Source organism: Acinetobacter sp. RF15B (genome assembly GCF_007558235.1).
Classification (GTDB): Bacteria; Pseudomonadota; Gammaproteobacteria; order Pseudomonadales; family Moraxellaceae; genus Acinetobacter; species Acinetobacter lwoffii_C.
Genome location: NZ_VLSR01000007.1, coordinates 125,046 through 145,505, shown reverse-complemented (window position 1 = coordinate 145,505; position 20,460 = coordinate 125,046). Strand labels below are relative to the sequence as shown.

General features: G+C 45.9%; 23 protein-coding genes. 12 read left to right on the top strand and 11 right to left on the bottom strand.

Annotated elements, in window-relative coordinates; translation table 11 throughout:
• Positions 1-29 precede the first annotated feature (29 nt).
• Both pncA and E2K74_RS07565 read left to right on the top strand, forming a co-directional pair.
• On the top strand, positions 30-659 hold the full coding sequence (gene pncA, locus E2K74_RS07570; RefSeq protein ID WP_151204632.1) for a bifunctional nicotinamidase/pyrazinamidase: 630 nt from the start codon (positions 30-32) through the stop codon (positions 657-659).
• A gap of 100 nt (positions 660-759) precedes the next feature.
• Positions 760-1,716, top strand: a complete 957-nt coding sequence (locus E2K74_RS07565) for a bile acid:sodium symporter family protein (RefSeq protein ID WP_151206954.1) — start codon at positions 760-762, stop codon at positions 1,714-1,716.
• 111 nt (positions 1,717-1,827) lie between these two features.
• Here E2K74_RS07565 and E2K74_RS07560 read toward each other — a convergent pair whose 3' ends face one another.
• Positions 1,828-3,081: a hypothetical protein gene (locus tag E2K74_RS07560; protein WP_151206953.1), complete on the bottom strand. Its 1,254-nt coding sequence runs from the start codon at positions 3,079-3,081 to the stop codon at positions 1,828-1,830.
• An 82-nt stretch (positions 3,082-3,163) separates the two neighbouring features.
• Between E2K74_RS07560 and serB the strand changes: the two genes are divergently transcribed.
• The 4 genes from serB to E2K74_RS07540 all read left to right on the top strand — a co-directional run bounded on the left by serB (position 3,164) and on the right by E2K74_RS07540 (position 6,326).
• The gene (serB, locus tag E2K74_RS07555) at positions 3,164-4,384 is read left to right on the top strand and encodes a phosphoserine phosphatase SerB (protein WP_151206952.1); all 1,221 of its coding nucleotides are present in this window, start codon (positions 3,164-3,166) and stop codon (positions 4,382-4,384) included.
• Between the two features lie 409 nt (positions 4,385-4,793).
• Entirely contained in the window at positions 4,794-5,129 is a 336-nt protein-coding gene (gene aciT, locus E2K74_RS07550) for a ciprofloxacin tolerance protein AciT (RefSeq protein ID WP_151205349.1), read from the top strand.
• A 142-nt stretch (positions 5,130-5,271) separates the two neighbouring features.
• Positions 5,272-5,751: an SCP2 sterol-binding domain-containing protein gene (locus E2K74_RS07545; protein ID WP_151206951.1), complete on the top strand. Its 480-nt coding sequence runs from the start codon at positions 5,272-5,274 to the stop codon at positions 5,749-5,751.
• Positions 5,752-5,819: 68 nt separating this feature from the next.
• The gene (locus tag E2K74_RS07540; protein WP_151206950.1) at positions 5,820-6,326 is read left to right on the top strand and encodes a hypothetical protein; all 507 of its coding nucleotides are present in this window, start codon (positions 5,820-5,822) and stop codon (positions 6,324-6,326) included.
• Positions 6,327-6,382: 56 nt separating this feature from the next.
• Here the strand turns inward: E2K74_RS07540 and dtd are convergent, their stop codons facing one another.
• Entirely contained in the window at positions 6,383-6,823 is a 441-nt protein-coding gene (gene dtd / locus E2K74_RS07535; RefSeq protein WP_151205346.1) for a D-aminoacyl-tRNA deacylase, read from the bottom strand.
• A gap of 436 nt (positions 6,824-7,259) precedes the next feature.
• Between dtd and pncB the strand changes: the two genes are divergently transcribed.
• From pncB to E2K74_RS07510, 5 genes are all read left to right on the top strand, one after another.
• Positions 7,260-8,465: a nicotinate phosphoribosyltransferase gene (pncB, locus tag E2K74_RS07530; protein ID WP_151206949.1), complete on the top strand. Its 1,206-nt coding sequence runs from the start codon at positions 7,260-7,262 to the stop codon at positions 8,463-8,465.
• A 164-nt stretch (positions 8,466-8,629) separates the two neighbouring features.
• The gene (locus tag E2K74_RS07525; RefSeq protein WP_151206948.1) at positions 8,630-9,478 is read left to right on the top strand and encodes a sulfurtransferase; all 849 of its coding nucleotides are present in this window, start codon (positions 8,630-8,632) and stop codon (positions 9,476-9,478) included.
• A complete protein-coding gene (gene asd / locus E2K74_RS07520; protein ID WP_151206947.1) occupies positions 9,475-10,326 on the top strand; it encodes an archaetidylserine decarboxylase in 852 nt (283 codons plus the stop codon). The genes E2K74_RS07525 and asd overlap by 4 nt, the downstream gene beginning before the upstream one ends.
• Before the next feature lie 816 nt (positions 10,327-11,142).
• A complete protein-coding gene (dapB, locus tag E2K74_RS07515; RefSeq protein ID WP_151206946.1) occupies positions 11,143-11,964 on the top strand; it encodes a 4-hydroxy-tetrahydrodipicolinate reductase in 822 nt (273 codons plus the stop codon).
• Between the two features lie 57 nt (positions 11,965-12,021).
• Entirely contained in the window at positions 12,022-12,666 is a 645-nt protein-coding gene (locus E2K74_RS07510) for an START domain-containing protein (protein ID WP_151206945.1), read from the top strand.
• Positions 12,667-13,008: 342 nt separating this feature from the next.
• Here E2K74_RS07510 and ahr read toward each other — a convergent pair whose 3' ends face one another.
• Both ahr and E2K74_RS07500 read right to left on the bottom strand, forming a co-directional pair.
• On the bottom strand, positions 13,009-14,028 hold the full coding sequence (gene ahr, locus E2K74_RS07505) for an NADPH-dependent aldehyde reductase Ahr (RefSeq protein WP_151206944.1): 1,020 nt from the start codon (positions 14,026-14,028) through the stop codon (positions 13,009-13,011).
• A gap of 5 nt (positions 14,029-14,033) precedes the next feature.
• Entirely contained in the window at positions 14,034-14,615 is a 582-nt protein-coding gene (locus E2K74_RS07500; protein ID WP_151206970.1) for a DNA-3-methyladenine glycosylase I, read from the bottom strand.
• A gap of 402 nt (positions 14,616-15,017) precedes the next feature.
• On the opposite strand from E2K74_RS07500, the gene E2K74_RS07495 reads away from it, so the two are divergent.
• Complete coding sequence (locus E2K74_RS07495) at positions 15,018-15,368, top strand: DUF488 domain-containing protein (RefSeq protein ID WP_151204289.1); 351 nt, start codon at positions 15,018-15,020, stop codon at positions 15,366-15,368.
• A gap of 123 nt (positions 15,369-15,491) precedes the next feature.
• On the opposite strand, the gene E2K74_RS07490 is transcribed toward E2K74_RS07495, so the two are convergent.
• From E2K74_RS07490 to E2K74_RS07460, 7 genes are all read right to left on the bottom strand, one after another.
• Positions 15,492-15,737 (bottom strand): hypothetical protein, encoded by a 246-nt coding sequence (locus E2K74_RS07490; RefSeq protein WP_151206943.1) that lies wholly within the window; start codon positions 15,735-15,737, stop codon positions 15,492-15,494.
• A gap of 15 nt (positions 15,738-15,752) precedes the next feature.
• Positions 15,753-16,256: a M23 family metallopeptidase gene (locus tag E2K74_RS07485; RefSeq protein WP_171480665.1), complete on the bottom strand. Its 504-nt coding sequence runs from the start codon at positions 16,254-16,256 to the stop codon at positions 15,753-15,755.
• 91 nt (positions 16,257-16,347) lie between these two features.
• On the bottom strand, positions 16,348-17,376 hold the full coding sequence (gene mutY, locus E2K74_RS07480; protein ID WP_151206941.1) for an A/G-specific adenine glycosylase: 1,029 nt from the start codon (positions 17,374-17,376) through the stop codon (positions 16,348-16,350).
• A 168-nt stretch (positions 17,377-17,544) separates the two neighbouring features.
• Positions 17,545-17,904, bottom strand: a complete 360-nt coding sequence (locus E2K74_RS07475) for an HIT family protein (RefSeq protein WP_151206940.1) — start codon at positions 17,902-17,904, stop codon at positions 17,545-17,547.
• A 105-nt stretch (positions 17,905-18,009) separates the two neighbouring features.
• Entirely contained in the window at positions 18,010-18,744 is a 735-nt protein-coding gene (locus tag E2K74_RS07470) for a dienelactone hydrolase family protein (protein ID WP_151206939.1), read from the bottom strand.
• Between the two features lie 165 nt (positions 18,745-18,909).
• Entirely contained in the window at positions 18,910-19,599 is a 690-nt protein-coding gene (locus E2K74_RS07465) for an FKBP-type peptidyl-prolyl cis-trans isomerase (protein ID WP_151206938.1), read from the bottom strand.
• 48 nt (positions 19,600-19,647) lie between these two features.
• Entirely contained in the window at positions 19,648-20,352 is a 705-nt protein-coding gene (locus E2K74_RS07460) for an FKBP-type peptidyl-prolyl cis-trans isomerase (protein ID WP_151206937.1), read from the bottom strand.
• Between the last annotated feature and the right edge of the window lie 108 nt (positions 20,353-20,460).

The following is a 20,460-nucleotide window of genomic DNA, read 5'->3' as shown; positions in this document are numbered from 1 at the left end:
GGGGCAAATTCAGTTTTTAAGGAATAAAAATAATGCACAATGCAGCTTTGATCGTGGTGGATGTACAGCGAGGATTTACACCGGGAGGCAATCTGGCGGTTGCACATGCAGATCAGATTATTCCAAATATCAATCGATTGGGACAGTATTTTGACAATATTGTCCTGACCCAAGACTGGCACCCGGCAGATCACGTTTCTTTTGCAAGCAATCATTTTGGCAAAGCGGTTTATCAGACCATTCAGCTGGACTATGGTCCTCAGGTACTCTGGCCAAGTCATTGTGTACAGGGTACTCCAGATGCGGAGCTGCATCCGGATTTACATCTGCCTCAGGCCCAACTGATTATCCGCAAAGGATTTCATCCCCAGATCGACAGCTATTCTGCCTTTTTAGAAGCGGATCAAAAAACCACTACAGGTCTGGCGGGTTATTTGCGCGAACGTCATATTGATACAGTTTTTATCGTCGGGATTGCGACAGATTTTTGTGTGGCGTGGACCGCGATGGATGCCCGCAAGCTGGGGTTTAATGCCTATGTGATTGCTGATGCCACCAAGGGTATTGATCTGAACGGTTCCTTGCAACATGCCTGGCAGGACATGCTGGCACAGGGCGTTAAACGGATTTATCTAAAAGATATACTGGATGCAGCCTGATTCTGGCTGTATAGAAGTAGCTCAGAAATCTGTATAGACTGCCTGTAATGTCGAGGTATCAAGCGATACCTTTTCTCTTTGTTATTGATGGGATTAGCCCATGTCAGCACTGCTCCAATTTAGCCAGTTTGTCCAAAAAACCTTTGCTTTGTGGGTTACCCTGTTTTCAGCGATTGCCTTGATGCTGCCTGATCTCTTTGTCTGGTTACGTGCCTATATTCCGTGGATGTTGGGACTGATCATGTTTGGTATGGGCATGACCATGACCTTGGGCGATTTTAAAAGCGTCTTGCAGAGTCCGAAGGCTGTCGCGATTGGCGTTGTGGCCCAGTTTCTGGTAATGCCCGGGCTGGCTTTTTTGCTCTGTCAGTTGTTCCGGCTTCCTGCTGAAATTGCAGTCGGTGTGATTCTGGTCGGCTGCTGTCCGGGAGGAACGGCCTCGAATGTCATTACCTATATGGCCCGAGGCAACACGGCGCTGTCGGTGGCCTGTACCTCAGTTTCAACCTTATTGGCACCGATTCTGACACCGATCATGTTTTATCTGCTGGCAAGTCAATGGATTGAGATCAATGCCTGGTCGATGCTGATCTCGATTTTGCAGGTGGTGTTATTTCCAATTTTCTTGGGCTTGATGGTTCGGACAGTGTTAAAGACCAGGGTTGAAGCCTATATTCAGGTTATGCCGCTGGTTTCAGTACTGGCGATTGTGGCGATTGTGGCTGCAATTATTGCCGGCAGTAAAACCCAGATTTTGGAATCCGGCTTGATGATTTTAGGAATTGTGGCCTTACATAACGGACTGGGTTATTTACTGGGTTATTGGGCCAGCCGCCTGTTTAAGCTGGCAGAAATAGACTGTCGTGCCGTTGCCGTTGAAGTGGGTATGCAAAATTCCGGGCTGGGCGTGGCTTTGGCTGCTACTCATTTTGCAGCGTCTCCGGTCACTGCTGTACCGAGTGCTATTTTCAGTTTATGGCACAATATTTCTGGACCGGCTCTGGCGACTTACTGGGCGTCAAGACAGGCTGAAACCACCACCCATAAGCTGGACTAGATGAACGTCATCCTTTCAAGAAGCCTGAGTTTCTGATAAGTATTTCTTCCTATTAAAAAAGCCATATATACAACGCTATACGGCTTTTCCTAGGAAGTGTTTTACTTGCTATTATGATGCTTTGGACTGCTTGGATTTTAGAATTTCAGTCCTGAACGTTTGGGCCAGCTCGGCTGTTTCAGCATCCATGCCATTGACTACAAAAGCATGACGGGTCAGTACATTGGTTGGATTAGGCATGCTGACCAGCTCAAAATGATCCGAGATATTTTTCAGTAAGCTATTTGGAACATGCAGAGCGCTTTCTTTGGCCATCAGTTGCTGGACCAGACGTTCGGCTGCCTGTACCGAATTCAACTGCATTTCTTCCACAGTTGATGAAATGGCACTACGGGTTTGCAGGACAAAACGCTTTTCTTCACGGTAACGTTTATACAAGACCTCCGAAAGCAGCTGAAATACAGCACTGATCATGGTCAGGCAGGCCAAGGCATCCGGTTTGTCTGCTGCAATACTGATGGTTGCGCCTTTTTCATTAAATTTCTGTACGGTAGAAATATCCTGACTGTTCAGCTTGTAATGTTGTACACAGAGCTCAGTGGCCTTTTTCAGGAAAATCTGGCACAGATTAAAATAAGGCACAGACACAGTTTTATTGACGCTATCCAGTAACTGTTTTGGATCATAGAACTGGATGTTCAAAGACAGACTGTCATGATCCAGCACCACCGCCGGTTGCTCTTTTTCTTTGGGTTTATGTTTAAGAGCCTGCTGAGCCTGGGCAATCGCCAAAGCGGCATTGTGCTTTTCCTGCTCCAGTGCCTGGGTCAGGCTCTGGATTTCAAACTTGAGGCGGGATTCATTGTTGATGCGCGCCAGATATTCGGTCCGGCTTGGACGCGCTACTGCACGATAGGCTACCCAGAGCAGGCCATGAATGACGAAAGAGAACAGGATCGCCAGCCATTGGGTACGGAGGATTTCCCCAATACTTGGCTCAATCAGGGTGATTTCAATGACCCCTACTTTTTTCTCGTTTTGCAGGGCATCACGAACAAAAACTTCACCCTCACGAGTTTTAGTCAGTCCGCCAGTGGCCAGAACCTGACCATTCGCATCCAAGATACGGATAGAGGTTACACTGGGGTTGGTGGCATAGCGATTAGCCAGAAGCGCCAAGGAAACACGGTTGGCGGGTTCAAGCTCTGCCAGGCTGTCAGTGACCAGCTGACTGGTCATCAGCTGCCCTTGACTGGCCCGGTTGTCATTCAGTTGGTGAGTGGTTGCCAATACCAGTAAAAAGGTATGTAAAGCAAAACTTACAATCAGTAGGCTAGCAAATAGCCCTTGTCTAGGCGCATTCAACTTAAACTTCCAAGGCAATTCTGTTCAATTTCGATTATGATTCTAACAATTGTTGTCGCTCAGATCAGACCCGAGTCAATTCATGCAAGAAATCATTCTTATATCATTTTTAGGACCCGACCAGCCTAATCAATTTACACGATTAATGCAGGTTTTGTCCGCCCATTCCTTACAAATTTTAGATGTAGGACAAGCGGTCATTCATAATCAACTGACCTTAGGAATTGTGGTCTCGTCTAATGACCAGACTGCAACAGCATTAGCCATGAAGGAAATCCTGATTCTAGCACATGATATCGGGTTAACAGTGCGCTTTAAACCGATCTCTACTGCTGAATATGGGCAATGGGTGAAAGAAGGTGGACGCACACGTTATATCGTAACGGCATTGGCTCCGGAATTAAATGCCTCTCATCTTCAGGCTGTGACCCATATTGTATCCAGTCAGGGCTTTAATATTGAAACGGTCACGCGTCTTTCCGGCCGTCCCGCGCTGGATGGCTCCAGTAAAGGTCCGAAACGTGCCTGTATCCAGTTCGGTTTAAGTGGGCAGATGCTGGATGCTGCGGCCATGCGTGCAGCCTGCCTGAGCCTGTCGAATGAACTGAATGTGGATGTTGCGGTACAGGAAGATAATGCTTATCGCCGTAACCGCCGTTTGGTCTGCTTTGATATGGACTCGACCCTGATTGAGCAGGAAGTCATTGATGAACTGGCGATTGAAGCCGGTGTTGGCACCCAGGTTGCAGAAATTACCGAACGTGCCATGCAGGGCGAGCTGGACTTCCAGCAAAGTTTCCGCGCCCGTGTTGCCCTGCTAGAAGGCATGGATGCAGCAGTATTGCCGAAAATTGCCGAACGCCTGACAGTCACGGAAGGAGCAGTACGCCTGATTTCAACCTTGAAAGCTTTGGGTTATCGCACGGCTATTCTGTCGGGTGGTTTTCAGTATTTTGCAGAATATCTGCAAGCCAAGCTGGGGATTGATGAAGTCCATGCCAACTGTCTGGATGTCCGGGATGGCAAGGTTACCGGTGAAGTCAAAGGCCATATTGTAGATGGTGCCCGTAAGGCACTGTTATTAAAGCAGATTGCAGATGAAATGGGGATTTCTTTAGAGCAGACCATTGCGGTGGGTGATGGGGCCAATGACTTGCCAATGTTGTCGATTGCAGGCCTTGGCGTGGCTTTCCGTGCTAAGCCCCTTGTTCGCCAGAATGCGACACAGGCCATTTCTAGTGTCGGTCTGGACGGTGTGCTGTATTTACTCGGCATGCATGATAAAGATCTGAACCGTGCTTAAATAATTTTATTAAGCAACGCGGCCTTAGGGCCGCGTTTTGCATTTCTGCGCGGGGACTTTTTTTCTGCTTTTTGCACCTGTCGCATAGAAAAACAGCAATCCGCTTAAACGGAAAAAATAATTTTTTAAGCCAAGCACAGCCCCGATGATTTTGTAATGACACGCCAACATTGGCACAGTCATTGATCCACAAAAACGATAGAAATAAAAAATGTAATGACAAAAGAATATCGCGACAAAGTATGTCGTAAAGTCGAAAAATGGGACTTTTCTTATGCTGAAAACTCATCATAATGCTGACATAGAAATTCAAATCAATATATTCCACTTGATGGACTTAACAGAATTCAATGCTTAGAAGTGTGAGCTGGTCAACGTATACATTATCTTGTTGGATGGAGGGGTTTTTATGGTAACAGCGAATCTGGCAACGATTGTAGGCTTGAGTTTAGTCGCTGCGGCTGTGCTTGCTGTGTTCTTCTCGCCTTATCGTCGCTGGTTAAGTTTTATGGCTGCGGGCATGCTGACCTGGGGTCTGATCGAAATGATTCGCAGCGGGACACAAGCCCTGTTTGAACTCCCGATGACCTATAGCTACCTGACGGCACTGACGATTGTCATGGCTATTGTCACCCTCTTGCTGTTGCGGGAGGACCGCCGTGCAGAACGTGCGCTGGCTAAACGCCGCTATATCGAACATACGCCGGTGTATGAAGATGACCAGCAGCAGCTATCCAGTCGTTAAGTCGCCAGAAAGACACAGAAAAATGCACCGCTGGGTGCATTTTTTTATGTTAGAAATATGATACAAAGTCATTCCTCAGCCTGGCTTCGATGTATGCTAGGATATTTGTCAATTTTCATACAATTAAAATAGGCATAACTCCATGAAACTGTCCTCCATTCCTGTGCTCAAATTTCCTCTGGTCGATCTCAGTACAGATCCCCTAGATTTGCTGGTTGCCGGTCTTGCGCTACGTATGAAGCAGCTGGCCCGTACCAGCCCGAAATTTATTGAACTGGTCCATGAGCGTCAATTCCGTATCCAGATTGGCACAGATGAAGGGTTTGCACGTCAGATCATTGTGAATAATGGTGAGATTGATACAGTTTCAGGTGATGCAGAAAAGGCGGATTTTGTCCTGCAATTTGCTGACAGCGAGCAGGGGGTTAAAACCTTGATGAAAGGTGATCCTACTGCCTTTATGACCGGCATGCAAAGCGGTACCATCAAGATGGAAGGTGATTTTAGTTTGTTGGTCTGGTTTAACCAGGTGGCGAAAATGATTCCACCAAAACTGCCAAAGCCTGTTAAAGAAAAAGTGAAAATGGCACGTCAGTTTATTAAAGAGAAAACTGGTAAGTAGTCTAAAGATTTATTGAATAATTATTTTTCTATTGTAAAGTACCTCCTTTATTTTTAGGGGGTATTTTTATGAAAAAATTAATTACAGCAAGTTTAATCGCTGCATCAGTAACGATGACAGGATGTGCCAGTATTATTTCAGGATCAACACAAACACTGACATTTAAGTCAGTTCCTGAGCAAGCATCTATTTCTATTACAAATAAAGCTGGCGAAAAAGTACATACTGGAGTTACGCCTGCAACAGTGACTCTTAAGCGTGGTAATGGATTTTTTCAATCTGCTGCTTATGATGTAACTTTTAAAAAAGAAGGCTTTCAAACCAAAACGGTCCAAGTAACTGGTACTGTTAATGGTTGGTATGTGGCAAATATCATTTTTGGCGGTCTAATTGGCTTGCTTATCGTTGATCCTGCTACTGGAGCAATGTATACATTAAACCCTAGTGATATCAATGCCGTATTGGATGAAAATCGAACTGCGTCACAAAGGGGTCAACAATCCCTCACTGTAATGTTAGTTCAAGATATTCCTGAAAACCTTATGAGCCGCGCAAAATATATTACAACGCTCTAAGTTCAAAAATAAAAAGCCCTCATTAGAGGGCTTTTTAAATGTGACGAATAATGTTGTTACTCAACTTCTAAATTAAAGGTCACTGGTCCGTCATTGACCAGATGCACTTTCATGTCTGCCGCAAAAATACCGGTTTGTACATTATCAAACTGGCTTTGGGCATATTCTACCAGCTGCTCATACAAAGCTTTTGCTTCAGTCGGCGGCATGGCCGGACCAAAATCCGGACGCAAACCTTTCTGGGTTTGAGCCATCAAGGTAAATTGAGATACCAGAAGTAAACCACCTTTGGCCTGACTGATATTCCAGCCCATTTTGCCTTGTTCATCATCAAAAAAACGGTATTTCAATATTTTATCAATCAGCTTTTTGCCTTTTTCCAGATTGTCATTTTTACCTATACCCAGAAAAACCAGAATACCTTGTTCAATTTCACCTGTGATTTCTCCCTCAACCACGACTTTGGCTTCCAGAACCCGTTGCAATAAAGCGCGCATTTCACCTATAAACCGATAACTATATGAAGTGAGGTAATTGTAGCAAGAATGGCCTCTATGAAAATCTCCATTCTGAGTTTTAAACTCTTTAATTGTATGCTCGCTTTTGACTTTACCTTGCCGTCTGGAAGCCTTGTTTAAAAAATGGAATCTGCGATTGTTAGTTAGCTGCGCCAAGTCGACTATAATGCTCAAACTGAACAACCGGGAGCAAAAGCTGCGGCTGAATCTACCAAAGGAATTGGTCAGCAACAGCAGTTGCAGAGCATCATTCAGCAACAGGAGGCAGTACAGAACGGCGCTGGATAACTGCTGCCGAGCCATTTTATTTTGTTAAACTTTTGTCGATAATTCAGCTAGCTGTACGTAAATCCTGCAATCTTGCCTAAATATTTATGCTTTAATGCAGAAAAGCACAGCGATATTTCTCTTCATTATGGCGCCAATCATCCAATCTTTGTTAGATACTGACTTGTACAAATTCACGATGCTACAAGTGGTATTGCACAAGTTTCCCCAAACTCATAGTGTCTATCATTTCCGTTGTCGTAATCTGGAAGAGACGGTATATCCACTGACGGATATTCTGGATGATCTGAATCATCAACTGGATTTGCTGTGTCAGCTTAAATTTAAAGAAGATGAGCTGCAATATCTCCGTGGCCTGCGTTTTATCAAAAGTGACTTTGTTGACTATCTGGAACTGTTCCAGCTGAAACGCCGTTTTATTCAGGCCAGCATTGACAGTCAGGGCCGTCTGGACATTATTGTAGAAGGTCCGATGGTACAGGCGATGATGTTTGAAATCTTCGTACTGGCCATTGTCAACGAACTGTATTTCAGCCGTATTCGTAGCGCTGAGGTGCTGGCCGAAGGTGAACGTCGCTTAACCGCCAAAATTGAACTGTTAAAACAGTGCGATGCTGCACAGGACCCAAATGATCCACCATTTTTGGTCTCGGATTTTGGTACGCGTCGTCGTTATAGTTTTGCCTGGCAAAAGCATGTGGTCGAAGAATTTAATAAGGCCGCGCCGCATGTATTCCGTGGCACCAGTAATGTGCTGCTGGCCAAAGAACTCGGCATTACCCCGATTGGCACCATGGCGCATGAATTCCTGCAAGCCTTTCAGGCGCTGGACGTACGTCTGCGTGACTTCCAGAAAGCAGCGCTTGAAACCTGGGTACAGGAATATCGTGGCGACCTGGGCATTGCTTTAACCGATGTGGTCGGCATGGATGCGTTCCTGCGTGATTTTGACCTGTACTTTGCCAAATTATTTGATGGCCTGCGTCATGACAGTGGCGATCCCTATGAATGGGGCGATAAAGCGTATGCGCATTATAAGCAGCTTAAAATTGACAGTAAAACCAAGATGCTGACCTTTAGTGATGGTCTGAATCTGGAAAAAGCCTGGAAATTGCACCAGTACTTTAAGAACCGTTTTCAGGTCAGTTTTGGAATCGGGACGAACTTGACCAATGATATGGGGCAGACCCCCTTGAATATTGTACTGAAGCTGGTGGAGTGTAATCGTCAGTCTGTGGCTAAAATTTCTGACAGTCCGGGCAAGACCATGACCGATAACGATACTTTCCTGGCTTATTTACGCCAGGTCTTTGATATTGCAGAACCTGCTTAAAATTTTCTACAACCGTCTGAACCCAGACGGTTTTTTATTGGGGTGCTTTGCCTCAACTGTAGCTTATTTAAAATGATGCTAAGGATCTTTAGAAAAACCACATTAGTGAAAAAGTGAGCTGTGTTAAGATCAGAAAGATTTGATCAATTCTATTGATGATAACCATGACAGCTTCCGCATTTAATTTTGGCCTGCTGATTGAGGCTGAAGATTTAGTTCCACATCTGGGTAATGAAAAACTTCGTATTGTCGATTTGAGTCGGGCCTCGGTATATGAACAATTACATATTCCGCATGCTTTGCACTTGCTGCCTAAACTTCTGCTGCGCCAGGAAGAAAATGCGATGGGCTTGTTGCCAGATCTGGAAGGTTTGAACGCATTGATCGGTTATCTGAATATCTCTCCCGAGCATCATGTGGTGGCTTATGATGATGAAGGCGGTGCTTGGGCAGGTCGTCTGCTGTGGAATTTGCATTGTCTGGGCTTTGAAAATACCAGTCTGCTCAATGGCGGAATTCATGCCTGGCTGGGGGCTGGCTTACCGACTTCTTCTAGGCAGGAACAATTTCTCACAGTTGAGCATTTGCTTCCGGTTCAGCTGGAAAATAAGGCCGAGTTTCAGATTGGCTATCAAGATTTAAGACAACTGGTTGAAAGTAAAAAGATTCAGATCTGGGATTGCCGTACAGAAGATGAATATACCGGCTTGCGTCTGGCTGCACGACGCGGCGGTCACATTCCGGGAGCACGTCATTTTGAATGGAGTACTGCCCTTAACCGTGAAAATCATTTAAAATTACATCCCTTACCACGTACCCGACAGCGTCTGGAACAACTCGGTTTTGATCTGGATCAGCCGGTTGTGGTGTATTGTCAGTCACATCATCGTTCAGGTTTGGCGTATATTCTGGGCCGTTTACTGGGCTGGAAAATCCAAGTCTATGATGGTGCGTGGAGTGAATGGGGCAACCGCCTCGATAGTCCAATCGCTACAGGGGAGGTGCTGTCTTGAGCATCACATCGCGTTTAAAGCAACAATTATTTATTAAGGCACAAGGTCTGGTGCCGCAGCATCGTCTGTCTCGCGTGGTGGGTAAAATTGCCGCCAGTGAAAACCCGATTGTGAAAAATGCAGCGATTGCGGCGTTCAAGGCACAATATGGCATTGATATGAGTATTGCAGAGCAAGCCAATGCGCTGAAATATAAATCCTTTAATGAATTTTTTACCCGTGGCTTAAAAGCAGGTATTCGCGCCGTAGATACTGATACTCACAGTATTGTATCGCCTGCGGATGGGGCCATTTCCCAATTGGGTAAAATCGAAAATGGCGATGTGTTTCAGGCCAAAGGCCAGAAATATACCGTGGAAACCCTGATCGCTGATCCGCAACTGGCAGGGCCATTTAAGAATGGTCAATTTGCTACTGTATATCTGTCACCGCGCGATTATCATCGTGTGCACATGCCATTTGCTGGAACTTTAACTGAAACCTTATATGTCCCTGGCGAGCTGTTTTCAGTCAATCAGGTGACTGCGGAAAATATTCCGGGACTGTTTGCCCGTAATGAACGCATGGTCTGCCTGTTCGATACCGAAGTGGGCCGGATGGCAGTAGTGCTTGTCGGTGCCATGATTGTGGCGGGTATTGAAACGGTGGCGACTGGTAAGGTGAAACCTTCCGGCCGCATTGAGCTGAACCAGCATAATCTGTTTCTGGAAAAAGGTGCTGAACTGGGACGTTTCTATCTTGGCTCAACAGCGATTATCCTGTTTGAAGAAAACAAGATGCAGTGGGATGCCGCCTTTAAAGCTAATTCATTGGTGAAAATGGGTGAAAAATTAGGTCATTTACTGTAATTTTTAACCCATAAGGCTAAAATGAACCCTCATTAAAAACAGATGTATTCAGCTATGAACCGCATCAATTATTTTAGAGGGTTCAGCTAGGGGGAAATTGATTTTATTTGTCTTGGCTTGAATCTTGAGGTAGAGACTCAAGTACCGCAACACCATGAACATTTTTTGATGTAATGTCGAAATAGATTTTTATATAATTTAAGTTAGTACAACCCAGCCTGACTACTTTTCTCCCGACTCGCTAAGTTTTTCAATCTACGATGTCTTTTCATTTGAAGATGAGGGCAAAACAATCAGCTCGGTGGAATTAATAAAACGAACCCCTGTATCTCCCTTGACTGGATGGAAAAAAACAACTCAAATCTCGTAAGTAGTGTGGCATGATTTTGATAACGGGGGAGAGCTCAACAGTTTGAAAAAATTGGCGTTTCAGAATGGAGCAATCATGGGCTAATAAAAAGACTTAGCTTGAAGAGTCCGGGTCAGGTATTAGGGCAACCACGGGGTATTTCACTGCAAATACCGAGCTAAAATATACCTCATAGTCTTAGGGTGAATAAAAAATCCCAGTCACGACCGATTGGGTGTTTTGATAGCTTTATCAGCTTGCATGCTTACTATTTGCTCACTATTCGACAGGTTTATGCAGTTTTTCTTTACCCTGCTCCCTAAACTATTTTTTATATTTGCCACCTCTTACCCTCTCTTGTAAGTCTCTTGCATTCTTTTCATTGATTTTTATACGATCAATCTTAGTGTTAGGGACGAGTTTTGCTATAGTAAGAATAATTTTAAATTTAACATCAGGACTAGGTTATGTCAGCGACACCACGCATTGGGATTTTAGGTGCAGGCGGCCGTATGGGACGCATTCTTATTCAGGCGGTTAATGAAGCCGGCTATCAACTGGCCGCTGCCGTAGAACGCCCTGAAAGCTCGCTGATCGGTGCGGATGCCGGTGAACTGGCGGGTGTGGGCCGCCTGGGCGTCAAAGTCGTAGGCAATCTTGAAGAGGTCGTCCAGGACTGTGACGTCGTGATTGACTTTACTGCGCCTGCGGCCACAGTCCAGCATTTAAAAATTTGCCGTGAACATGGTGTAGCCATCGTGATTGGCACGACCGGGATGGATGACGAGCAAAAAGCCTACCTAGATGCATCGGCACAAGAAACACCGGTGGTATATGCAGCCAACTATTCAGTCGGTGTAAACGTTTCTATTAAACTCCTTGAGCTGGCGTCCAAGGTTTTTGGGGATAGCGTAGATATCGAAGTTATTGAAGCGCATCACCGTCATAAAGTCGATGCACCGTCAGGTACGGCCTTGATGATGGGTGAAGCGATTGCAGAGGCTTTAGGCCGTGATCTGAAAAAAGATGCGGTTTATCATCGTGAAGGACATACGGGTCCGCGTGAACGTCAAAGTATTGGTTTCCAGACTATTCGTGGCGGTGATATTGTTGGTGAACATACCGCCATGTTTATTGGCGAAGGGGAACGTGTAGAAATTACCCACAAAGCCACCAACCGTATGAACTTTGCTTCAGGGGCGGTACGTGCAGCAGCATGGGTCGTGGGTCGTGAAGCACGCAAATATGATATGAAAGATGTGCTGGGTTTTAACGATATAAAGGTTTAAAAATCCGTCAAAATCATTTATAAAAAGATTTAAAACTAAAATAAGATGAATCCTATAATGCAAAAAATGATCTTGACGTGCTGTGCTATGGCATTCATTGCCATGGCACAGGCAAAATCTATAGACAATACCAAACTCTCCATTCACAAAAATAATATCAAGGTCTGGACCTATCAAGATGAACGTCACCCGGTCTTTTTGTATAAAGCTGAAACCTCCTATGATGTACCGATTGAGAAAGCAGTTTCCCTGATTCTGGATGTAGAGCAGGCAGTGAAATGGGTTCCCTATATGGGCAGTATCAAGCTCTTGTCACGCGACAATATCAAAGGTGATTTTACCTTGTATATGGTGCTGGATTTCCCCTTTCCTCTCAAAGACCGCGACCTGGTGGTACAGGGCAAAATGATCAAGAATGCCAATGGTCAGATCACCATCAGGAATAAGGCGATTTCAACTGGCTATGCCCTAAATCCAAACTATGTTCGTTTAACCGATTATCAGGGCGACTGGACCTTCCAGAAGCTAGGCAATAATAAAGTCAAGGTTTCAACTTATGGCTATGCCAATCCGGAAGGTTCCATTCCTCTGACTTTCGTGAATATGTTTGTCCAGCAGCAGCCTTATCAGATGCTACACAAGATGAAGACCGAGCTTGCCAAACCTGTATCCATCTCTGTTTTACCCGAAGCTTTGCGTTAAACAGCCCATAAAAAGTCCGCTTGAAGCAGGCTTTAGATGGAAGAGTTGAGTCTCATTCTGACATAAATTGATGGCTTAGAGAGCGGGTGTATGGAACACCCAGCCAGCCCCAGAGTGAGCATACCCAACGGGGATGCTGTATTGCCCTTGAATATCATGATCCTTATGTAGTGAAGAGGTGATGGATCACTTTAATCAAAGAGCGAAATTGAACTAAATTACTCCCCACTCAAGTCCGAGGCCTGCTGGAATATACCACTGCTGTCACAATCCGCTTTGGCGAGTGATATGATTCCAGTCTGTATGTCAGATGATTCTATCGTGGCCTATTGCGCTAAATAATTAGAAATCGGCCTTGAGTACAATCCGGTAACGTGCCTGACCAGAATGCAGGCGTTCGATTGCAGCATTAATTTCTGACATCGGGAAAAGTTCAATCTGGGGGGCAATATTTTTACGTGCAGCGAACTGGAGCAATTGACGCAAGGCCGCCGGAGAGCCTGTTGGTGAACCGGTAACGGATTTAGCCCCCCCAATCAGGGAACCGGCAGAAATCTGCATCGGCTCCAAAGGCAGACCCAGCACATGCAGAGTGCCATTGGGTGCCAGTGTCGCCAAGTAAGCCTTCCAGTCTAAGGGCACATTGACCGTACTGAGCAGCAAATCAAATTTGCCTCGCAGCGCTTTAACGGCGGCAGGATCGCGGTTATTGACTACATGATCGGCGCCCATGGCATGCAGCTCCTCTATTTTATCCAGGCTGGAAGTAAAGGCCGTAATCTCACAGCCCCAGGCTTTGAGCAGCTTGATTGCCATATGCCCCAAACCGCCGATACCAATCACGCCCACATGATGAATGGCCTGAATCTGATGTTTGAGTATCGGGTCAAAGACCGTAATACCGCCGCAGAGCAGCGGGCCGGCACTTTCTGGGTCCAGATCCTGCGGAAGCGGAATCACCCATTGCCAACCGGCACGCACTTTATCGGCAAAACCTCCCGCATGACCGACGATGGTCGCCACCTGTCCACCCGTACACAAGACCTGCTGACCTGAAAGACACGGATCACAATACTGGCAGCTTTCTGAGGTCCAGCCAATGCCAACGCGCTGGCCGATTTTTAACCCTTTGGCTTCAGCACCCAGCTGACGAATGGTGCCGATGATTTCATGTCCGGCCACCACCGGATAGACGGAAGAACCCCAGTCATTATTGATCACTGAAATATCAGAGTGGCAGAGACCACAATATTCTACCTGGACTTCGACCTGATGCGGCTGCAGTTCACCGGCATCAAACTGATAAGGTTCCAGTGCGGCACCCGCAGACATGGCAGCATAGGCTTGAATGGTATTCGACATATTTTTTAGCTCTTATTGGAAGGGGAAGATAGGATTTTAAAGTCACAGTGATTTTCATGATCATTGACCATGCCGACAGCCTGCATAAAGGCATAACAAATGGTCGGGCCGACAAATTTAAAACCTGCCTGTTTTAAGGCCTTGGACATCTGCCGGCTTTGGCTGGTCTGTGCAGGTGCTTGCCGATAATCTGGAACATCATGGCTGGTTTGTGCTGGCTCGGCAAAAGACCACAGCCAGTCCACCATATGGATGCCCTGTTGGCAGAGGCGTTGCCATGCGCGGGCATTGTCACGAATCGCGGTGAGCTTGCCGATATGCCGTATCAAACTCGCATCTGCAAGTTTGCTCTGGAGTTGTTCCTCGGTAAACAACGCGATAGTCTGAATGGAATATTGAAAGAAATGTTGACGATAAGCTTCACGTTTTTTGAGCACCGTGATCCAGGCCAAACCGGCCTGCTGGCCTTCCAGGCACAACATCTCAAACAGACGCTTTTCATCATACAGCGCTTGCCCCCATTCCTGATCATGGTAGGCCATGTAAAGCGGATCATTGGAACACCAGCGACAGCGTTGAAGGGTCATGCGACGCTCCTGATTTTTATAATAACGTTGCCAAATACCTGCCAAATTGCCTTTAATCCGGCTTGCTTTGGTCATAATTCAATAGGCTACACTTTAACTAAACTGCGTAAAACTCCTTTTCAGGATTAAATCATTTTGAGAACTTAAGCAATAAAATACGCCTTTTTATTGCTTTCATTCCTGTCTGCTGCCCTTCATTTCAGTATCTTGAATGAAATTGACAAAAAATCTTTTATCCCCATTTTAAGGAAATGGGATATTACTTCAATTATAAGCGTTTTTATTGATAGCCATTGTACTTGAACAGTGCCTTAAAGATGCTGTTTGCTTGGCTGAAGCACGCTATCACTAGAAGCCTCCGTTTTTTGATAAATCGCTGCACAACCTCGGGAGAATAATAAGATGGCAATTTTTATAAAAAGAATTTATAGCGAAGCTTCCGCTCAGGATGGTTTAAGAGTCTTGATTGACCGCTTGTGGCCACGAGGAGTAAAAAAGGAAGAGGCTAAAATTGATATCTGGGCCAAAGACCTCACCCCATCGAATGCTTTGAGAACATGGTTTCATGAAGATATGGAGCAGCATTGGGATGAGTTTCAACAGAAGTATCAGCAAGAACTAGAAAGTCAAACTGCGCAGTTGGATAAAATTAGAAGTTTAGCTCAAGAAAAAGATATTACTTTAATTACTGCTGCCCAAGATAAAGAGAAAAATCATGCTCTGGTATTAAAGAAGATCCTTGAACGGCGATGAAGCAGAATATGTGAGTCTGATCGGACATACGAACTAGAGTTCCGGGTTGCATGTACCCACCTCCAGCGCGCTCTAGTCCTTAGGGTTTTAAATTCGGGTCCCTATCCGTGATTTGAAGGATTGTTACAGTTTAAAGGCAGCCCACTGATCTTGCTGATTATCCCAGTAGGACAGTTTTGCCTGTGCCAGATCAGCAAACGGAATCCACATGTCTTTGCCGGCTTTGTCTGCATAGCCGGTAGTGATCAGAAGCGCTTCTTCAGTAATTTCCATGACCCAGCCCTGATAGCTTTGACCATTCAATACAATTTTTTGTTGATTGCCTGACTCAGCAAATTCGACCAGACGGTTGATCAACACTTCTGACATGTAAATTTCCTAAAATTAACGTAAATAGGGGTAGGGATTAACCACACCACGCCCTTTGCCATTCAGATAAAGGCCATAGTGCAGATGCGGTGCGGTATGGCGAGCATTGCCACTATTACCGACATAACCGATAACATCGCCTTTTTTGACATAATCACCGACTTTCAAGCCACGTTTATGACCATCAAGATGCGCATAATAATGCCAGGTCCCGCTGGGACCCAAAATCCAGACTACTTTACCACCCAAATTGTTATTTCGTAAATCTGCAATCAGCCCCGGTGTCGTGCTGCGAATTTTGGTTCCACGTGGAGCCAAAATATCAATCCCTTCATGCAGACGACCCTGACTACGAGAAGCCCCCCAAGTATCTTGGAGTTCTGATGCCCGGATTCGATCCACCGGAATTGGCAGGGAGGCGGGCAGAGGCATGCCGTTCAGCTTTTGTACCAGCGCAGGATTTAGCTGTGCAGCAGAAGGATGTTTCGGGGCACTGCTACAGGCCGCCAAAAACAACATGCTCAGCAATAGCCAGCAGAAGGCAAGGGAGTGGCGCAAGATCTTCATCCTTAAATAAGGCCAGTATGGTTTTTTCCTGCTTTAGACTATGTCATAGATTTACGGTAGAAATCAATTTTTTCATGGCGGTCGGAATACCCGCATTGATGGCCGCTTCGGGGCTCATCCAGCTACCTTGCAGCTCAAGCGACAGATGCTCCTGCTGGTCTGCTTCGACCATAAAGATGACTGCTTCAAGCTGCCAGGTGAAATGGGTAAAACTATGACTGATCCGGACTTTTTGAATGACACTTTTTAAGCCAAGTTGTTGGCAGCGCTGCTCAAGTTCATGTTCAGTTTCAATAATTGGCAGACACCAGAGCCCACCCCACAGCCCACTATTAGGACGCTGTTGCCAGAGCCATTCTGCATCTGCCTGAATCAACAGAACCTGAGCCGATCTGACAGGAACGGGTTTCTTGGCTTTTTTAAAGGGTAATTCATTTTCCAGGCCCTGCTGATGCGCCTTGCAATGCTGCTGCATCGGACAATATAGACACAAAGGCTTTTTAGGGGTACAGATGGTTGCACCGAGATCCATAATGGCCTGAGTATAGTCATGATTCCGCTCGACAGGACAGAGTTGCTCTGCCAGTTGCCAAAGGGCACGTTCATGAATAGGTTTAGACAGATCATCTTCAATGGCAAAAAAACGTGCCAGCACCCGTTTGACATTGCCATCCATGATCACGCCGTATTGGCGTAAGCCCAAAGACATCAGGGCACCGGCGGTTGAGCGGCCGATTCCGGGCAATGCCATCCATTCTTCGAGTGTAGTGGGGAAATGGCCCTGTACCGTGACCATGCCGGCTGCCTTATGTAAATTACGGGCGCGGGCATAATAGCCTAACCCGGCCCAGTAAGGCGCGACTTCATCCCAAGACGCTGTACCCAAGTCCTGCACAGTCGGGAAGCGCTGAATAAAACGCTCAAAATATTGCAGTACGGTTTTCACCTGAGTCTGCTGAAGCATAATTTCAGAGACCCAGACCTTATAAGGATCATCTGCGATCTGCCAAGGCAAGTCATGACGGCCATGCACATCAAACCATTCTAACAGGGCATTTGAAAATACAAACATGAAAGCAAACAAACAGGGGGAAAGGAAATGATGCCTAGTATAACTGAAGAGCGGGAGCTAAAAGTTGAAAAGTCGGCGAAACTGTGCTGCTTGAAACAAAGCAAAGCAATGAAAGGCAGAATCAAAGTGAACACTTCGCGAAGCGTTCACTTAGCAGAGATTAAGGCTTTATTTTTCAATACCCCAGCGTTCATCCAGCTTTAAGGCCTTATCTTCATAACGTGGAATAATATGAATATGCAGATGATCCACCTTTTCGTGAAAGACTTCACCATCATTAAAGCCAATATGAAAACCGGTAGGCTGGTAGCGAATTTTCAGCTCATTCCTTGCCTGTTCCAGTAAAGACATCATGGCTTTTCGTTCTTTATCGGTGACTTCAAAAAATGAAGAGACATGACGCAGTGGAATAATCACACAATGGCCTTTAGACAATGAATGCGGCTCCGGAATGACCACACTATATTCATTTTGGGCAATGACATCATATTCATCATAATCACAATAAGGGCAATGGGCTTCAGTCATGATGAGTATCTCCTCTGGTCGGATTTATTTTATGTTCTTCAAGCATAAGGCCGGTTCCCTAATCCTGTTTTAAGCCGGGTAGGGACAGCGTCAGCAAAATAGGTATTAGCCCAAACGACGCGCAAGTAGCTCATACATGGCAGCCAGGCTTTGCTTTTCTGCTTCTGCGTTATAGCCCAGATCAACAGCATTGGCTTTGGCACGTTCATCGGCCAATGGATTGCTAAAGCCATGTTTGGCATTTTCAAACACGATCACTTCATGCGCCACTTTGGCTTGCTGCATTTCATGTTTAAAGCTTGCCACATCATCCAGCGTGACCATGCTGTCCAGCTCACCATGCATGACTAAAATTTCGGCCTGAACCTGGCCTTCCTGCGCCGGTGCCTTAGGTGAAAGGTTGGCATGGAAAGTCGCAACTGCTTGGAGCGGTGCATTCGAGCGTGCCAGATCCAGCACCACTTTACCCCCATAGCAGAAGCCTATCGCAGCAAGTTTTTCTGGATTGACTTCAGCCTGTTCAGCCAGTACTTGTAAGCCAGCCGCAGCACGGTTAACAATGGTATCCGGATCTTCAAAGGTCTGCATCATCCATTCATAGGCCTGATCAGACTGGGTGGTCACTTTTTTCTCGCCGTACATATCAAGGGCCAAGGCCGCATAGCCATGTTCTGCAAGTTCGCGGGCACGCTGTTCGGTATATGCATTCCGTCCCCACCACTCGGGTGCCACAATAACGCCAGCGACAGGAAGATCGGCCTCAGGTGCAGCAAAATAACCAATAAGTGACTGCCCATCCTGAGCAGTATAGTGAATTTCGCGAGTCTTGATGGTGGCCATACTCAGCTCCTTTATTCTTGTGAAGTACATTGATTAAAGCATAAAAATAGCAAAACTAATGTGAAGATGACATGAAAACAGCAGATTAATTCAGGGCTACGCTTAACAAAGGGAAAGGCCCAATCATGCAAACTCGGCCTTTTCATTTTTTAAGTACAGACGTTTTTATTTAATCACTTCAATCAGTTCAATATCAAAAATCAGGGTGCTATTTGGTTCGATTACATCCCCCGAACCTACTTGTCCATAGGCCAGTTCCGCAGGAATAAAGAAGCGATATTTGGCACCTTCTTTCATGAGCTGCAGCCCTTCAGTCCAGCCGGTAATAACTTGTGTCGTCCGAAATACCACAGGCTGGGTGCGGGCAATCGAGCTGTCAAACACGGTACCATCCAGTAAACGGCCTTCATAATGCACCCGGACATTGCTGTTGGCAGTCGGTGACTTGCCTTTGCCTTCCTGTAGCACTACATATTGCAGCCCGGATTTGGTGGTTTTCACTCCAGGTTTTTTCGCATTTTCTTTTAAAAAAGCCTGACCTATCTTGGCATTTTCATCTGCCTGCTGTTTTAGCTGAATCAGCTCTTTGGCTTCGCTCTGGCGTTTGAACTGGCTGAGTACTCGTGCCATCTCTTCATCGCTGATACTGGCATTCTGGCCAGCCGCCGCCGCTTTTAATCCCTGGCTAAACGCATCTAGGTCAATCCCTTGCAAGGCGTCAATATTGCTACGTCCAATCAGATAGCCAAAGCTATAGCCGACCTGTTCGGCTTGGGTACTTTTTGTTGTAATTTCTTTGGCATACAGGCTACCCGAGCATAACAGCAGGGCAGCAAGGCTAAATTGTATTTTCATTCTAGTATCTCAAAAATAAGGGAGAGCCAATGCCCTCCCTGAACCGTATTATTTTACTTCGATCAGTTCAACATCAAAAATCAGGGTGCTATTCGGTGGAATGGTGCCCGGAACACCTTGTTCACCATAGCCCAGTTGTGAAGGGATATACAGGGTCGCTTTACCACCTTCTTTCATCAGTTGCAGGCCTTCGGTCCAGCCTGGAATCACCTGATTTAAAGGGAATTCAATAGGTTCACCACGTTCAACTGAGCTGTCAAATACCGTACCATCGACCAGTTTGCCGCTATAGTGAACTTTTACCACCGAGCTGGCTGCCGGAGATTTACCGCTACCTTCCTGAGTAACCCGATATTGCAGGCCAGAAGCAGTGGTTTTGACCCCTGGTTTTTTTGCATTTTCAGTCAGGAAAGTATCACTAGAAGCTTGGGCTTCTTTGGCACTGTTCATCTGTTTTTCCTGCATTTCTTTCTGGAACTGCTCATAAGCCGCCTGTAATTCTTCTTCTGTATAAGCCGGCGCAGTACGGGCATGTCCTTCACGTACACCGGTCACAAAGCTATTAATATCAAGTTCAGGTGGCGTTTGATGGGCCACTTCATAACCGAGTGCATAGCTGATTTTGGCAACCGCAGAGGCATCTTTAGATGCTTTTGTAGTTTGGGTTGCAGGGTGTTGAGATGCATAGTAAACAGGTACTAGCGCGGCACCGCCCAGAAGAACAGCGACAGCAATCGGTAAGGCCTTACTCATGTATTATTCCAATCTAATGTTATCATTGAAGTTCATTCCATCTTAGCAGAAAATTTTAAGAAATCTTGTAGAGTGCGTGGATTTTTAGCAAGCAAATGCACCCGCTGT

Coding starts and splice junctions, on each gene's coding strand:
- E2K74_RS07565 (WP_151206954.1), top strand. CDS start 760: ATGTCAGCACTGCTCCAATTTAGCCAGTTTGTCCAAAAAACCTTTGCT.
- serB (WP_151206952.1), top strand. CDS start 3,164: ATGCAAGAAATCATTCTTATATCATTTTTAGGACCCGACCAGCCTAAT.
- aciT (WP_151205349.1), top strand. CDS start 4,794: ATGGTAACAGCGAATCTGGCAACGATTGTAGGCTTGAGTTTAGTCGCT.
- E2K74_RS07545 (WP_151206951.1), top strand. CDS start 5,272: ATGAAACTGTCCTCCATTCCTGTGCTCAAATTTCCTCTGGTCGATCTC.
- E2K74_RS07540 (WP_151206950.1), top strand. CDS start 5,820: ATGAAAAAATTAATTACAGCAAGTTTAATCGCTGCATCAGTAACGATG.
- dtd (WP_151205346.1), bottom strand. CDS start 6,823: ATGCGCGCTTTATTGCAACGGGTTCTGGAAGCCAAAGTCGTGGTTGAG.
- pncB (WP_151206949.1), top strand. CDS start 7,260: ATGGCGCCAATCATCCAATCTTTGTTAGATACTGACTTGTACAAATTC.
- E2K74_RS07525 (WP_151206948.1), top strand. CDS start 8,630: ATGACAGCTTCCGCATTTAATTTTGGCCTGCTGATTGAGGCTGAAGAT.
- dapB (WP_151206946.1), top strand. CDS start 11,143: ATGTCAGCGACACCACGCATTGGGATTTTAGGTGCAGGCGGCCGTATG.
- E2K74_RS07510 (WP_151206945.1), top strand. CDS start 12,022: ATGCAAAAAATGATCTTGACGTGCTGTGCTATGGCATTCATTGCCATG.
- ahr (WP_151206944.1), bottom strand. CDS start 14,028: ATGTCGAATACCATTCAAGCCTATGCTGCCATGTCTGCGGGTGCCGCA.
- E2K74_RS07500 (WP_151206970.1), bottom strand. CDS start 14,615: ATGACCCTTCAACGCTGTCGCTGGTGTTCCAATGATCCGCTTTACATG.
- E2K74_RS07495 (WP_151204289.1), top strand. CDS start 15,018: ATGGCAATTTTTATAAAAAGAATTTATAGCGAAGCTTCCGCTCAGGAT.
- E2K74_RS07490 (WP_151206943.1), bottom strand. CDS start 15,737: ATGTCAGAAGTGTTGATCAACCGTCTGGTCGAATTTGCTGAGTCAGGC.
- E2K74_RS07485 (WP_171480665.1), bottom strand. CDS start 16,256: ATGTTGTTTTTGGCGGCCTGTAGCAGTGCCCCGAAACATCCTTCTGCT.
- mutY (WP_151206941.1), bottom strand. CDS start 17,376: ATGTTTGTATTTTCAAATGCCCTGTTAGAATGGTTTGATGTGCATGGC.
- E2K74_RS07475 (WP_151206940.1), bottom strand. CDS start 17,904: ATGACTGAAGCCCATTGCCCTTATTGTGATTATGATGAATATGATGTC.
- E2K74_RS07470 (WP_151206939.1), bottom strand. CDS start 18,744: ATGGCCACCATCAAGACTCGCGAAATTCACTATACTGCTCAGGATGGG.
- E2K74_RS07465 (WP_151206938.1), bottom strand. CDS start 19,599: ATGAAAATACAATTTAGCCTTGCTGCCCTGCTGTTATGCTCGGGTAGC.
- E2K74_RS07460 (WP_151206937.1), bottom strand. CDS start 20,352: ATGAGTAAGGCCTTACCGATTGCTGTCGCTGTTCTTCTGGGCGGTGCC.